The organism is Candidatus Neomicrothrix sp. (genome assembly GCF_035329545.1).
GTDB lineage: Bacteria > Actinomycetota > Acidimicrobiia > Acidimicrobiales > Microtrichaceae > Microthrix > Microthrix subdominans.
In genome coordinates, this window is record NZ_DAOLGP010000002.1 from 143,009 (window position 1) to 157,264 (window position 14,256).

Consider the following 14,256-nt stretch of genomic DNA (forward strand, 5'->3'; position numbering starts at 1 on the left):
ATGTCGTAGTGGGCGGCATGTCGGTCCAGGCCATCGAATTGCCGCCGGCGGTGACCAACGATCATCCAGACAACGAACACCAGGGGGAACAGATGACAACGACGACCGGCGACAACGGCGGGTCAGCAACGCGCCGACGCTTCGACGGCAAAGTGGTGCTGATCACCGGCGCCGCACGGGGCCAGGGGCGGGAGGAGGCGGTTCGCTTCGCCGCTGAAGGCGCCAACATCATCGGGGTCGACCTGGCCGCTCAGCTGGACTCGATCCCCTATCCGATGGCGACGCCCGAGGACCTGGCCACCACGGTCGCGATGGTTGAGGCGGCCGGTGGGGCGATGGTGTCCCGCGCCGCCGATGTGCGCGACCTGGCCGCCCTGGAGGGCGCCGTCGCCGAGGGGCTCGACCGCTTCGGCCGCCTCGACATCGTCGTGGCCAACGCCGGCGTGATGGCCACCTCGCTGTTCACCGAGCTGTCCGAACAGGCCTGGGACGAGATCGTCGGAACCAACCTGACCGGGGTGTGGAAGACGGTGCGCGCTGCTGCCCCGGCGATCATGGCCGGCCAGCGGGGCGGCTCCGTCGTGATCACCTCGTCGATCGCCGGCCTGAAGGGCATGTGGGTGTCGGCGCCCTATGTGGCCTCGAAGCATGGCGTAACCGGGCTGATGAAAACAATGGCCCTGGAGCTGTCACCGAACAACATCCGGGTCAACAGCATCCACCCGTCGTCGGTGCGCACGCCGATGATCGAGAACGACTACTTCGCCAACATGATGCGCGGCGACCTGGACAACCCCACCTTCGAGGACACCGCCAGCGTGCTCAACCCGATGCAGGCGTTGGATCTGCCGTGGCTGGAGAGCTCCGACATCGCCAACGCCGTGCTGTGGCTGTGCAGCGACGAGGCCCGGGGCATCACCGGCGTCAGCCTGCCCGTCGACGGCGGCAACATGTTGATGGGCTGAGGCAACCCCGCTTCCGACCAACCTTCCCCCAACCCTTCCCGAACCGGGGAGCCCACAGCGCGGTCTGACGTACCTCTGGGCTCCCGACTTCGCACTCTCAGCCACTCGAGCGGCCGAGTGCTGCCGGTCAAGACGCCTGTCACAAGGCGTCGAGCGGCCCGCCTGCGTTCTGACGACGGGTTGCCAGAGCCGCCGACACGGCCCCGATCGTCAGCGCAGCGACGCCGACGACGCCCAAGGACAGCCACGGCACCACCGGATCGGCCGCGAACTCTGCAGGGGCGCGCCCAACCGCCACGACCGCCGTCACCACGCCGGCGCTCACCCCCACCAGGCCGGCGAGGCCACAGATCACGAGGGCCTCGGTGCGCACCAGCGAACGTACCTGGCCGGCGGTAGCGCCGACCGCCCGCAGCAGCCCCAACTCGCGCCGACGCTCCATCACCGACAACGAGATGGTGTTGGCGGCACCCAGCGCCCCCACCAGCAGGGCTCCCGAGAGAACCACCAGCGCCAGCCGGGTCACGGTGTTGGCCACACCCACGTTCAACGCTGCAAACTCCTCCGGCGTGTGCACCCGCAGTTTGGGAAACCCGCGCAGGTTGCGCCCGAAGTAGCCCGCTGCATCCGCGACATCGAAGCGGTCGGGCACATCGACGGCCGCCACCTCGAAACTGCCGTCGGCGGCAATGGCCTCAGCATCGGCGCGCTCGACCACCGCTGGGCCCACGAACGCAGTCCCGCGGTACGTGCCGACCACTCGCAACGTTCGCTCTCGCCCGGATACCGACCGCAGAGTCACGTCTCCACCGACGCCGACGCCCACCGTCTGAGCGGCCCCATCGGACAGCATCGCCCGCCCGACGTCGGTCTCGCCCTGGGTCCCGGCGTCGGCGTCGTTGAAGTCGGCGATCGGCGGAGCCGGCCCTTGGGGAAACGCGCCGCCACTGAGCCCCAGGTCGAACAGGCGGGGCACCGCATCCAGCCGCGAGGCCGACACCTGGTCGATGGTGCCCGACGGGCCACGCAGGCTGCCGTCCACGGCCAGCACGGACACCAACCCGGATTCGACACCCGCCGCCGCCAGGCGCTCGTCCACGGCGTCGCCGCTGATACGCACCAGGCCCCGCCGTTCCAGGTACAGGTCGGCCGACGAGGCGTTGACGAACTGGTCCTGGGTGGCCGCACGGATGGAGGCACTCCCGGTGAGCACCAGCGAGATCAGCCCCAGCCCGACGATCAGGGTGACGGCGGTCGCCCCCGATCGGCGCAGGTCCCGCCGGGCGTTGTCGACGGCCATGCGAACGCTGGTTGTCGGCGACAGTGCACGGGCCGCGAGCAACAGGGGTGTCATCGCCCAACCCACGACGCCGCGTCGCGGCGCAGAGTCCGCAGCCACCAGGGCGGCCAGGGGCGGCACACGCGAGGCACGAAACGCCGGAACGATCGCAGCGAACATCGTGACCCCCACCCCGACGAGCACTGCGGCGCCAACCATCTGAGTGGTCACCAACAACCCCACCTGGGCGCCGGGCTGGATGAACGAGGCCCCCACCATCGACAGGGGAATCCCCAGCACCAGCCCCAACGCTGCGCCAGCGATCCCCACCATGGCCGCCTCCAACATCACGATGCGTCCAGCCTGGGCTGTGGTCAGCCCAACGCAACGAAGCAACGCCAGCTCGCGGTTGCGTTGGGTGACCAGGATGGCCAGCGTGTTGGACACCAACAGGGCGGCCACCGCCGCAGACAAGGCCGCAAATGCGAACGTGGCCGTGGCGACGCCCTCGGAGATCACCTGGACGGTCTGGGCCGTGACAGCGGCGGCGTCCTTGGCCGAGCTGACCTCCAGGTCAGCGGGCAGTGAGCTGCGCAGCCGGGCGGCGAGCTCGTCCAGGTCGGTACCAGGCACCGGGATGGCCGTGATGCGGTCGAGGCGACCCTCAGCGTCCAACAAGGCCGGCAACACCCGAGGATCGATGACCACCCGGGCATCGATGACGCCGATCGACATTGCACCTGTTGCCCCGTCGTTCACCGGGGACGACACCTGCCCGACGCTGTCTGCGCCACCATCGCCGGCCGGGCGAACCAGTCCGACCACCCGAGCCGACACACCACCGATGGGCGTCTGAAGCTGGATGCGATCGCCCAGCGTGGCGTCGGCGGAACGCTCACCCCCGGCGTCGAGCGCTATCGGCAAGTCTCCCCCGCTGGGACGGTCGTTCAGCGTCGGCGCCTCGCCCTCCACCACGCGCCATCGGTCCGAGCTCCACGCCGACGTGAACACCAGGCCCCGCAACACGACAGGCACGTCGGCCTGCGCACCGGATGGCAGGCGCACGCCGATCGGCTGGTCGTAGCTGCCGCTGGCCTCGATCACCCCGGGGACGGCCCGCACCCGCGCCAGGAGGGACTCGTCGACGGCGGTCGTCTGGGTGGCCCCGCCCGCCGGAGCTGCGATGACCACGGCCCCCTTGGGGATCGCATCCGTCGCCTCCGCCGCCTGGTCGGTACCCGCACCGACGAACCGATCGAACTGGGCGGCCACCCCGAACGCCGCAACGGTAAAGCCAACCGCGACGGCCAGACCGAGGATCGTGGCGGCGATCCGGCTGAGCCGGGCACGCAGCGAGCGTCGGGCCAACACCAGCACGGCCGATGCTGCGGGCGAGTGGAGCACCCGATCAGTCTGGGACGCTGCGGCCGAATACGTGGTGCGCCCACCGGAAACCAGGGAGCAGTCACAGCGCGCCCGGGGGTCTAGTCACCCTTCCCGAACTGGGGAGCCCACAGCGCGCCCTGGCGGTCGTTTCGGCTCCCGACTTCCCAACCCTTCCCGAACTGGGGAGCCCACAGCGCGCCCTGGCGGTCGTTTCGGCTCCCGACTTCCCAAACCCTGGTCGGAAACGAACAGAGCTCAAGGCGGCCGGCTCTCCGGAGTTCTATCGTGCCCTCATGGCACGCGAACTCACCACCTTGACCACCGGCGGCAGGTTTTTTGAGGGCCCTCGGTGGCGCGACGGCACCTGGTGGGTGTCGGACTTCTACCGCCACTCGGTGTACCGGGTGGCTCCCGATGGCCGCCAGACCCAGGTGCTCGAGGTCGACACCCAACCGTCAGGCCTTGGCTGGCTGCCCGACGGGCGTCTACTGGTGGTGTCGATGAAGGACCAGCGTGTGCTGCGCCAGGAGCCCGACGGCTCGGTGGTCACCCATGCCGACCTGTCCGGGCTGCTGACCGGGGTGGCCAACGACATGGTGGTCGACGCAATCGGCAGGGCCTGGGTGGGCGGATTCGGCTTCGACCTGATGGCGGGAGAGGATCCGGTGGCCAGCCCGCTGATCCGGGTCGACCCGGACGGCACGCTCAGCGTGGCGGCCGCCGAGCTGATGTTCCCCAACGGCTCCGTCATCACGCCAGACGGTTCGACGCTGATCGTCGGCGAGACGATCGGCTGTCGCTACAGCGCGTTCACGATCGAGGACGACGGCACGCTCTCCAACCGGCGGGTGTGGGCCGAGCTGGCGCCTACGCCGACGCTGGGCACCTTCGACGAGACGATCGGCATGGTCGCCGTCGGCCCCGACGGCTGCACATTGGATGCCGAGGGTCAGATTTGGTTTGCCGATGCGATCGGTTCCCGCTGCGTCCGGGTGGCTGAAGGTGGCGAGATCACCGACGAGATCGCCATGCCCGAGGGGCTGGGAGCGTTCGCATGCATGCTGGGCGGCGAGGACGGCACCACGCTGCTGATCTGCGCAGCACCCGACTTCTTCGAGCACCTTCGCGCAGAGGCGACCGAGGCGGTGCTGCTGACCACCACCGTCGACGTGCCCCACGCCGGCATGCCCTGAAACCCACGCCGGGCAGGCGGCATCGAGCAACTCTCGGCGCCGACCGGTCAGCCGATGCCGACCAGGTCGACGACGAACACGAGCGTCTCGCCTGGCTTCATATCCGACCCTGGCGGAGGCGTGTCTCCGTACGCCTGCTCCGGTGGGATCACCAGCGTGCGCCGACCGCCAACCTTCATGCCGACCAGCCCCTCGCCCCATCCGGGAATCACCTCGTCGAGCTTGAACGTGACCGGTTGTCCGCGCTCCCAGGACGAGTCGAAGATGGTCCCGGTCGAGGCGCTGGCCCCCGCGTAGGAGACGGTCACCTCGTCGCCCTTCTTCACCTCGTCGCCGGTGCCCTCAACATCGTCGGTCACCGTCAGCTCGGTGGGCAGGGGATCTGGAACCTGGATCTTGGGTTCGCCTCGCTCCTGGGCGGCGGCCTGGGCCTTCGCGTCGATTGCGGGGCCGGGATCATCGATGCGCACCAGGTCGATGACGAACACCAGCGTTTCGTCCGGTTCAATGCCCGACCCCTCGGGCGGCTGATCGCTGTAAGCCTGGGCTCCCGGGATGATCAGCTCTCGCCGACCGCCCACCTTCATGCCGACCAGGCCCTCGGTCCACCCGGGGATCACCCCGTCGAGCGAGAACGTCGCCGGCTGGTCCTGATCCCAGGACGAATCGAACTTCTTGCCGGATGCCTGGCCGACGCCGATGTAGTGCGCGGTGATCGTGGCGCCGGGGCCCACCTCGTCGCCGGTTCCCTCCTCCAGGTCGATGACCTCGAGTTCGGTGGCCGGCTTGTCCGGCACCTCCACCTCGGGTGCGCCACGCTTTTCGATGGCGATCAGCGTGGCGTCCTTGGGCGCGGCATCGGAGGCGCCGGCATCGACGGCGGCCGGCTCGGCGTCAGCGGAGGATTCGTCGCCACACGAGGCGAACAGCAACACGGAAATGACGATGGCACCGAAACCGATGCGCCGCGAGAGGGACCGTCTGGGGGAAAGCACGGAACCACGATACCGGTGTTCCCAAGACGACCGGCGACACCTGGCGGAGCGCTCAGCCGATTCGAACCGCCAGGCGGTCACCCTGGCAAGCGCCCCCCCTAAAACCCGACGTCGTCCCAGTAGGTGCCGTCGAGCATCGACCGCAGCGTCGCCCCATGGATGATCAGATCGTCGATCGACTCGGGGCGCACCGCCTCACCGAAGTGGATCGACCGCTCGGTGACCCGGCGCATGATCACCCCGTGGCGCATCGCCGCATAGGCCATGTGCCAGCGCAGGTCGCCCACGGTCCGACCCGAGGCCGCCTCGTAGGTAGCGACCACGTCGGCCGGGCGCATGAACTGCCGCATACCCTCGGCCCCGAGGTCGACGGTGAGGTCGTCAAAGAACCGATGCAGGTAGGTCATCCAGCCGAGGTCGACCTCTGGCGGGGCGATCGACGCCATCTCCCAGTCGAGTACGGCGGCCACCTCGAAGTCGACGAACATCATGTTGCCGATGCGGGCATCCCCCCAGCTGAGGCGGGGCGGGCCGGTGTCGATGCCCTCGGCCGGCAGGTTGGCTCGAAGCCAGGCGAAGCACTCGTCGAGCAGGGGCGAACGCTCGTCGTGGGTGGCCCAATCGAGGTAGTCCTGCCACGCCGCCAGGTGGCGTTCGAGGGACGTCTCGCCCGGTCGCTCCGGGGCGAGAAAGTCGAGGTCATGGGTTTCGGGGCCCAGCTCGTGCAGTGCGGCCAACGCCTCGACCGCCGACCCTTGCAGGCGAGCTTGATCGACGGTCGACGCCCCGTTGAGCCAGCAGCTGTCCGGAAACGTGTACGGCATCACGTCGGGCGGCACGTCTCCTGCGGAGCGCGCCATGACGAAGAACGGTGCGCCGATCACCGAGCCGTCGCCCTCGAACCACAGCACCTCGGGCACGGGCACGTCGGTGGCGCCGCCCACCAATGCCATGACGTCAAACTGAAGCCGCAGGTCGTAGGAGGAAAAGACCGGCACCTTGTCGAGTTCGGGCTGGATGCGGGCCACCAGGCGCCGCTCGACCACATCGGCGCCGTCGCGCCAGCGGGCGCTGAACAGCAGCGTCTCCGACGACATGCCGTTGCCTTCCGGCTTGGAGACCTCAAAAACCGTTGGGTTCGACCCCTTCCCAAGCTTCGTCCCCAACCAGTCACCGATACGGCGTCCGAGCTGATCCGGGTCGCGCGTGGTCGTGGTGAACTTGTCCGCCGACAGCTTGGCGGCACCTCCGATCCGGTCCTGATCGATTGTCCCGTCGCCCATCGCGCCCCCTCTGCGTCGCTGGCGAGGACTCCCCATCATCCCCGCGCCCGTTTTCTAGTCGATCGGTGTCCCGGGGGAAGCGCTGACGGGAATGTCGGGCGTTCCGATCGGGTTACGTTGACCGCACGCTTCAAGCCGCGGTCGGGCGCACCGCTGCCCGCGGCGACCGCCGGCCGAACCCCTACCTCGAGGACTCTCAGATGACCGACCGTCACCACACCGACCACTCCGAGACCGCGGCGGCCGAGCCGGACACCGGCGAGGTGGCCGGCCGGGCTGTCGAGTTCTACTGGCGACCCGGCTGCCCCTTCTGCATGTCGCTGAAGCACTCGCTCGACCGGGCCGGCATCGCCATGGATGCGCTGAACATCTGGGACGAGCCGGGCGCCGCCGCTGTGGTGCGCCGGGCCACCGGGGGCAGTGAAACGGTACCCACCGTCGGCTTCGGCGGTGACTACCTGGTCAACCCCCGCCCGGCCCAGGTGCTCAATCTGATCGCCACCCACAATCCGGAGTGGGCTCGGACACTGGTTGAAAAACAGCCCCCGAAGCGACGCCGGTTCAGGCGGAACTGACCTACTCACCGCCGTCAGCGGCCCATCGGTTCGACTCCCGCTGACCAACCTGTCGCTACGAGATTTGATGAATACATTTCAGGCGTCGCGTCCGTGTCGGATAGGCAAGGATGGATGCAGCGGCCATCGCGTACTGGCCAGATGGAACGGAGCGGACGTGTCCAAACTCCCCGGAGATTCAGGTGTCCCCCCGAGTGGCAGGTCGTCCCACCCATCGTTCCAGGCGCCCAGGACGGGCGAGCCGGCGGTCGATCCCGATCCTGACGCCGAACTCGATGGCGAGGTCGTCAACCTGGTGTTGCGCGAACTCGACGGTCTGGACGACGACGTCGACTCAGATTCGGCAGACGCCAGCGTCTACTCGTTCGACGCCAAGTCGCACGAGCATGAAGCGACCGAGATCTACGACTATGAGGGCGACGGCCTCAGCCGGGCCGAGGCGCCCAGCGAAGCCGACGGGCCCGCAGATGACGCAGGGCGCAGCTCTGTAGGACGTCCGCTTGCGGCCAGCGGGCCGTCCGCTCGGCCCGGTGGCGCCGAGCCAACCGGCAGAGGGCCCTCCGATGGGTCCGGACGCTCCTCCGGGTCGATCGCGTCGATCGACTCGGCGGGATCCATCGCAACCACCAGGTCGGTCGGATCGATCGCCAGCGCCCTATCCGCCGGTTCGATCGCCAGCGCCCTCTCCGCGGGCTCGATCGCCTCGCTGGTGTCGGTCGGCTCGCTGGGATCGATCTTTTCGATCGGTTCCTACCGCTCCATCCTGTCGATTGGCAGCCGCAACTCGATCCTGTCGATTGGCGCCGAAGACGGGTTTCTGACGATCGGTCGAGGCCCGCACGCCAGGTCCTTCGGCGGCGCCTGACCCACCATCTGAGGCCAGATGTCGAGGGCCGGATGTCGAGGGCCGGACCCCGACGACCCAATCCCGATGACCGGCTACTGCGCGCCGTAGACCGGCGTCGGGGTCTCCGCCGCAACAAGCAGCCGAGCGATGACGTCGCTGAGCTCGGCGGCTTCCCAGCGGGCTCCCTTGTCCTCGGACGGGCCGTGGCGCCATCCCTCGGCGATGCCGACCTTGCCGCCCTCGGACTCGAACACGCGACCGGTGACGTCGCCGGAGAGATCAGAGCCCAACCAGGCGACCAGCGGGGACACGTTGGCCGGGTCCATGGCGTCGAAGCTGGCATCGGTCGGGGCGGCCATCATCTCGGGAAAGGCCTCCTCGGTCATGCGGGTGCGGGCCGACGGGGCGAGCGCGTTGGAGGTGATGCCGTAGCGACCCAGTTCGGCCGCCTGCACCAGCGTGAGGGTGGCGATTCCGGCCTTGGCGGCCGAGTAGGCGGCCTGGGCGACCGACCCCATCAACCCGGCACCCGACGAGGTGTTGATGATACGGGCCGCCCGCTGGTTGCCCTCCTTGGCCTGGGCCCGCCAGTAGTTGACCGCGTGGCGGGCAGGGGCGAAGTGGCCGCGCAGGTGAACGTGCATGACCGCGTCCCACTCGTCGGGCTGGGCGGACACGAACATCCGATCGCGAACGATGCCTGCGTTGTTCACCAGTGTGTCGAGGCCACCGAAGGTGTCGACGGCGGTGGCGATCAACGCCTCGGCGCCGTCCCAGTCGGCGACATCATCGGTGCTCGTCACAGCTCGCCCACCGGCAGCGACGATCTCGTCGACCACCTCTTGGGCGGGAGTGGCGCTGGGATCGGACCCGTCCTGGGCCACCCCGACGTCGTTGACGACCACCGCCGCGCCTTGCCGAGCGAACTCCAGAGCATGGGCCCGGCCCAGCCCTCGGCCCGCACCGGTGATGATCACCACTCGTCCCTCACAGATACCCGACATGGTGAAACCCTCTCGATCGACCGACCTGACGACCCGTCAGATTAGGACCTGCGAGCAGTCAGGTCCGATTTCCCGGGCGGTTTGTCCCTCACGCGCCTGCCGCGGCCCGCCAGGGCAAACCTCACACCCACTTCGAAGCCAGATCAGGTGAGCCCGGGTATCCAATGGCCGCAGTTGACCGGGATGGCGGCGCCCGTGATCGGCTTGGCCAGCGGCGACGCGAGGAAGACGACCGTCCCGGCGATCTCGGCAGGCGTCGGGAGGTAGCCGAGAGCGGTCTCGGAGGCCATCTCGGCGTAGACGTCCTCTGGGGTGACCCCTTCGCCTCGAGCCTCGGCCTGCATCTCGAAGTAGATCCGCACCGAGTCACCGTAGATATAGCCCGGATGCACCGAGTTCACCCGGATGCCGCGAGGCCCAAGCTCGCGGGATATCACCTGGGTCGCCCCGGCCAGCCCCCCCTTGGATGCCGCATAGGCCCCAGAACCAGCCTGGATGCGCTGGATCGACATCGTGTTGACCATGATGACCCGGGCATCGTCGGATTCGTCAACCGCCCGGTCGAGCAGCGGCAACATGGCCTGGGTGACGCTGAGCCCGCCCCACAGGTTCACCTCGGTGATCTTGCGCCAGCGGTCCAGATCGGCGTCGGCGAACGAGGTGAAGTCGCCGCTACGGAACGCCGAGTTGACCAGCACATCCACCCGCCCCTCGAACGCCTCGCCCACCTCGTCGACCATGCGGGCGACGTCGTCGGTGTCGATGATGTTGGCCGACACGGTCGGTGCCCGGCGCCCCATCGCCTCGATCTCGGCCGCCACTTCGGGGGTCACCCGCTCGGAGCGGGCCACCAGCGCCACGTCGGCGCCCTCCCGCGCCAGGCCCAACGCCATCTCGGTGCCCAGCCCCGGCCCCACGCCGGTCACCACCGCCCGCTTACCGTCCAACATTCCCATGTTCAACCCCTCTCTGTGTTCACGCTGCGCCGTGCGGGCCGGTGTCAACACCGCACCTCGGCAGTCAGGACCTCGTTGTTTGCGACCAGGGCACGTCCAGGTCGCTACGTTGTTCCCGTGGCAACCCGAGCGCCTGCTCGGACAGGTTGTTGCGGTGAACCTCCTCGGTGCCGCCGCCGATGCGGGCAGCAAACTGGTTGAGGCACTGGTACTGCCAGAACCCGTTGCCCTCCGCGTCGTCCCACAACATGCCTTCGGCCCCCTCGAGGTCGACGGCCAGGGTGGTGCGATGTGCCAACGCCCGGGTGAAGGCGTTCTTCAGCAGCGAGCCGTGCAGCATGTCGCCCCAACGTTCGTGCGTGATCGCGCTCTGCAGACGGAGCTGCAGGTACTTCAGGATCGCCTCGTTGCCCCAGACGCGCGCCAACTCCTGGCGCACGACCGGGTCGTCGGTGCGGCCCAGGCGTCGGGCGGTGGCCAGCACGTTGGGGAAGGTGTTGGCCTGTCCGCCGCCCGAGATCATCTGCGACTCGTTGCCCAGGGTGGTGCGCGCCACCTTCCAGCCGTTGCCCACCTCCCCGACGAGCCCCTTGGCCGGCACACGAACGGCGTCGAGAAACACCTCGTTGAAGTGGGCAACGCCCTGGGCCTGAATCAGGGGTCGGATGTCGATACCGGGCGTGGCCATGTCGACGATGAAGAAGCTGATGCCCCGGTGCTTGGGGGCATCGGGATCGGTGCGGGCCAACAGGATGCCGAAGTCGGCGTGCTGGGCGCTCGAGGTCCACACCTTCTGACCGTCGACGACCCAACCGTCCGCCGGGTCGTATGCCGGAACTGCCCGGGCGGCCAGGTTGGACAGGTCGGATCCGGCGCCGGGCTCGCTGAACAGCTGGCACCACACCTCGTCACCACGCAGCAGCGGCCGAACGTACCGCTCCTTCTGTTCGTCGGTGCCCCACTTGATGAGCGTTGGGCCCACCAGCGACTGAGCGGCGCCGATGAAGCCCGACGTCACGTCATAGCGGGCCGCCTCCTGGCCGAAGATGATCTGTTCGGTGCGGGTACCGCCCCGGCCGCCCCACTCCTCGGGCCAGGTGATCCCGGCCCAACCGTTGTCGTACAACGTGGCCTGCCAGTCTCGGCAGCGGCGGCGGTACTCGGTGGCGCGGGCGTCGTCGGTGGTTGCCCCCCAGCGCGACCAGTCGCGGTCATCGCCCCGCTTCAGTTCGGCGTGCTGGTCGAGAAACGCCCGCACCTCGGTTCGTGCCGCCGCCTCGGCTGGAGAATCCTCAAAGTCCACGCCGACAGATTAGAACACGTTGGTATTTTGGCTCTATCCGTGTTCCTGCGGTCGAGCCAAGATGGATGAACAATCGTTCAGTAGCCGCTCCACACCGGGTCGCGACGCTCGCGGAACGAGGCCATGCCCTCGGCGAAGTCCTCGGAATGGGTGTTGAGCTCCACGGCGAGGGATTCGTTGCTCATCATCGTGTTGCGGTCCACGTCGAAGCTCTGGTTCAACAGCCACTTGGAAAGACCCAGGGCCTTGGTCGGCCCCGAAGCCAGGCGACCGGCCCACTCGCTTGCGGTCGCAGCCAGCTGGTCCCGGGGCACGACCTTGTTGACCAGACCCAAGCGCTCGGCCTCGGCCACCGGCAGGTCATCGCCGAAGAGCACCAGCTCCTTGGCCTTGTGCAATCCGATCGTGCGGGGCAACAGGTAGGCGCCGAGTGCGTCGACCACCAGACCGCGACGGCTGAACACCTCGATGAACTTGGTGCCCTCGGCGGCGATCACCAGGTCGCATGCGAACGCCAGGTGGGCGCCCATGCCGGCGGCGGTTCCGTTGACCGCGGCGATGATCGGCAACTCGGAGTCCAAGATGGCGGGGAACAGGGTGTACTGGCCCTCGAGCATCATCCGCCGGGCATCGCCGACCACCCGCTCAGGCACGCCCTCGGGGCGCTCCGACGGGACCCGATGGCTCAAGTCGGCGCCGGGACAAAACAGCTTCTCGCCGCTGGCGGTCAGCACGATGGCGCGGGCGGTGTGGGCGCCGTTGAGGCCGTTGATCAGGTCGCGGATGCGGTTGCGACACGGTGGCGAGAGGGCGTTGCCCTTCTCGGGCCGGTCGATCGTGATCCAGGCCACCTCGTCGACGATCTCAAACCGAACCTGCTCGTCCAGGGGCCGATCGGTGGGGGTGGTCTCGGACACGGAGGATCTCCTCGGTAGGGGGCTGGGCAGGCGGGTCGAGACGCGCCTGCGACGCTGACGTTGTATCAGGAATGTCGCTGTGCGTGTATCGGCGGCGATGGCCGGGCACACTGGAGACGTGGGTACATCTTGGGACGCAGTGGTGGTGGGCTCGGGCCCTAACGGGCTGGCTGCAGCGGTGACGCTGGCCGAGGCCGGTCGCAGCGTGCTGGTCCTCGAGGGCAACGCCACCGTCGGCGGCGGCACGCGCACCGAAGAACTGACCCTGCCCGGGTTTCACCACGACGTCTGCTCGGCGGTGCACCCACTGGGCGGCGGTTCGCCGGCGTTCTCCCGCTGGCCGCTGGAGCGACACGGGCTGCGCTGGTTGCATCATGAGATCCCGCTGGCCCACGTCCTCGACGGCGGACGGGCGGCGCTGCTGCGCCATTCGCTCGGCGAGACGGCCGAGGGCCTGGGGGCCGACGCCGACGCCTACCGCACCCTGATGGGGCCGTTGAGCGGCAACTGGCCCAAGCTGGCCGACGCCTTTCTGGGCCCGGTGCTGCGGGTGCCTCGCCATCCTGTCGTGCTCGCCCGGTTCGGCCTGGCCGGCATCACACCGGCCACGATCGTCGCTGACCGCTACTTTTCCACCGAGGAGGCGGGTGCGTTGCTGGCCGGCAACGCCGCACACTCGTTCCTGCCGCTCAACCGGCCGTTGACCACCGCGCTGGCCTTAGCGCTGATGGCGCCGGCCCACCAGAGCGGCTGGCCGATCGCCGAGGGCGGCTCGGCGTCCATCTCGGCTGCGCTCGTCAGCTACCTGCGCCACTTGGGGGGCGAGGTCCGCTGCAACTCACCGGTGCGGACCTTGGGCGACCTGCCCGATCATGGGGTTGCGGTGTTCGATACCGATGCCGCCGCGCTCGCCGCTATCGCCGGGGGCTCGTTGCCCCGCAGGGTGCGGCGGGCGTTCGCCGGTCGCCGTCGGGGGCCGGGCGCATTCAAGGTGGACTGGGCGCTCGACGGGCCGGTGCCATGGACCAACCCGGACGCCCGGCGGGCATCGACCGTGCACGTCGGGGGAAACGCTGCAGATGTGGCCGCCGCCGAGGCGATGTCGGTGAAGGGGAAGAACCCCGAGCGCCCCTTCGTGTTGGTGGCGCAGCCATCGAACGCCGATCCGACCAGAGCGCCGGAAGGCAAGGCGGCGCTCTGGGGGTACTGTCACGTACCTTACGGGTCGACCGAGGATCGCACCGACGCCATCGAGGCCCAGATCGAGCGCTTCGCACCCGGGTTTCGCGACCTGATCCTGGCCCGATCCGTTCGACCCCCGGCCGAGATCGCCGCTCACAACCCCAACTACCCCGGTGGTGACATCACCGGGGGCTCGATGGCCGGGCTGGGACTGATCGCCCGCCCCCGACTGACGCTTCATCCCTACGCCACCGGCAACCCGCGCATCTGGCTGTGTTCTGCATCGACCCCGCCCGGTGGGGGCGTACACGGCATGTGCGGATGGAACGCAGCCCGGGCCGTGTTGGCTGGCCCGCTGGCCTGAGCCCAAA

General features: G+C 68.9%; 12 protein-coding genes. 5 read left to right on the forward strand and 7 right to left on the reverse strand.

The features are described 5' to 3' along the window. Nucleotides 1-92 precede the first annotated feature (92 nt). Nucleotides 93-965: a mycofactocin-coupled SDR family oxidoreductase gene (locus tag PKD89_RS02140; protein ID WP_289012414.1), complete on the forward strand. Its 873-nt coding sequence runs from the start codon at nucleotides 93-95 to the stop codon at nucleotides 963-965. Nucleotides 966-1,104: 139 nt separating this feature from the next. Here the strand turns inward: PKD89_RS02140 and PKD89_RS02145 are convergent, their stop codons facing one another. After that, the gene (locus PKD89_RS02145; protein ID WP_289012415.1) at nucleotides 1,105-3,648 is read right to left on the reverse strand and encodes an FtsX-like permease family protein; all 2,544 of its coding nucleotides are present in this window, start codon (nucleotides 3,646-3,648) and stop codon (nucleotides 1,105-1,107) included. A 275-nt stretch (nucleotides 3,649-3,923) separates the two neighbouring features. On the opposite strand from PKD89_RS02145, the gene PKD89_RS02150 reads away from it, so the two are divergent. Beyond that, entirely contained in the window at nucleotides 3,924-4,823 is a 900-nt protein-coding gene (locus tag PKD89_RS02150; RefSeq protein WP_287391137.1) for an SMP-30/gluconolactonase/LRE family protein, read from the forward strand. A 47-nt stretch (nucleotides 4,824-4,870) separates the two neighbouring features. On the opposite strand, the gene PKD89_RS02155 is transcribed toward PKD89_RS02150, so the two are convergent. Together PKD89_RS02155 and PKD89_RS02160 are read right to left on the reverse strand one after the other, a co-directional pair. Further along, nucleotides 4,871-5,818, reverse strand: a complete 948-nt coding sequence (locus tag PKD89_RS02155; protein WP_289012416.1) for an FKBP-type peptidyl-prolyl cis-trans isomerase — start codon at nucleotides 5,816-5,818, stop codon at nucleotides 4,871-4,873. A gap of 98 nt (nucleotides 5,819-5,916) precedes the next feature. Then, the gene (locus PKD89_RS02160; RefSeq protein ID WP_289012417.1) at nucleotides 5,917-7,101 is read right to left on the reverse strand and encodes a phosphotransferase family protein; all 1,185 of its coding nucleotides are present in this window, start codon (nucleotides 7,099-7,101) and stop codon (nucleotides 5,917-5,919) included. A gap of 200 nt (nucleotides 7,102-7,301) precedes the next feature. Here PKD89_RS02160 and PKD89_RS02165 point away from each other — a divergent pair, with 200 nt between their 5' ends. Beyond that, a complete protein-coding gene (locus PKD89_RS02165; protein ID WP_289012418.1) occupies nucleotides 7,302-7,676 on the forward strand; it encodes a glutaredoxin domain-containing protein in 375 nt (124 codons plus the stop codon). Between the two features lie 157 nt (nucleotides 7,677-7,833). After that, entirely contained in the window at nucleotides 7,834-8,541 is a 708-nt protein-coding gene (locus tag PKD89_RS02170; protein WP_289012419.1) for a hypothetical protein, read from the forward strand. Between the two features lie 74 nt (nucleotides 8,542-8,615). Here the strand turns inward: PKD89_RS02170 and PKD89_RS02175 are convergent, their stop codons facing one another. The 4 genes from PKD89_RS02175 to PKD89_RS02190 form a co-directional block, all read right to left on the reverse strand. Beyond that, nucleotides 8,616-9,527, reverse strand: a complete 912-nt coding sequence (locus PKD89_RS02175; protein ID WP_287375919.1) for an SDR family oxidoreductase — start codon at nucleotides 9,525-9,527, stop codon at nucleotides 8,616-8,618. A 143-nt stretch (nucleotides 9,528-9,670) separates the two neighbouring features. After that, entirely contained in the window at nucleotides 9,671-10,483 is an 813-nt protein-coding gene (locus PKD89_RS02180; RefSeq protein ID WP_287375917.1) for an SDR family oxidoreductase, read from the reverse strand. 64 nt (nucleotides 10,484-10,547) lie between these two features. Then, entirely contained in the window at nucleotides 10,548-11,786 is a 1,239-nt protein-coding gene (locus PKD89_RS02185) for an acyl-CoA dehydrogenase family protein (RefSeq protein ID WP_287375916.1), read from the reverse strand. 77 nt (nucleotides 11,787-11,863) lie between these two features. After that, nucleotides 11,864-12,703 carry an enoyl-CoA hydratase/isomerase family protein gene (locus PKD89_RS02190; RefSeq protein ID WP_287375914.1) on the reverse strand — a complete coding sequence of 280 codons (840 nt, stop codon included), beginning with the start codon at nucleotides 12,701-12,703 and terminating at the stop codon, nucleotides 11,864-11,866. Nucleotides 12,704-12,821: 118 nt separating this feature from the next. Between PKD89_RS02190 and PKD89_RS02195 the strand changes: the two genes are divergently transcribed. Beyond that, complete coding sequence (locus tag PKD89_RS02195) at nucleotides 12,822-14,249, forward strand: phytoene desaturase family protein (protein WP_287375912.1); 1,428 nt, start codon at nucleotides 12,822-12,824, stop codon at nucleotides 14,247-14,249. Nucleotides 14,250-14,256: the final 7 nt, after the last annotated feature.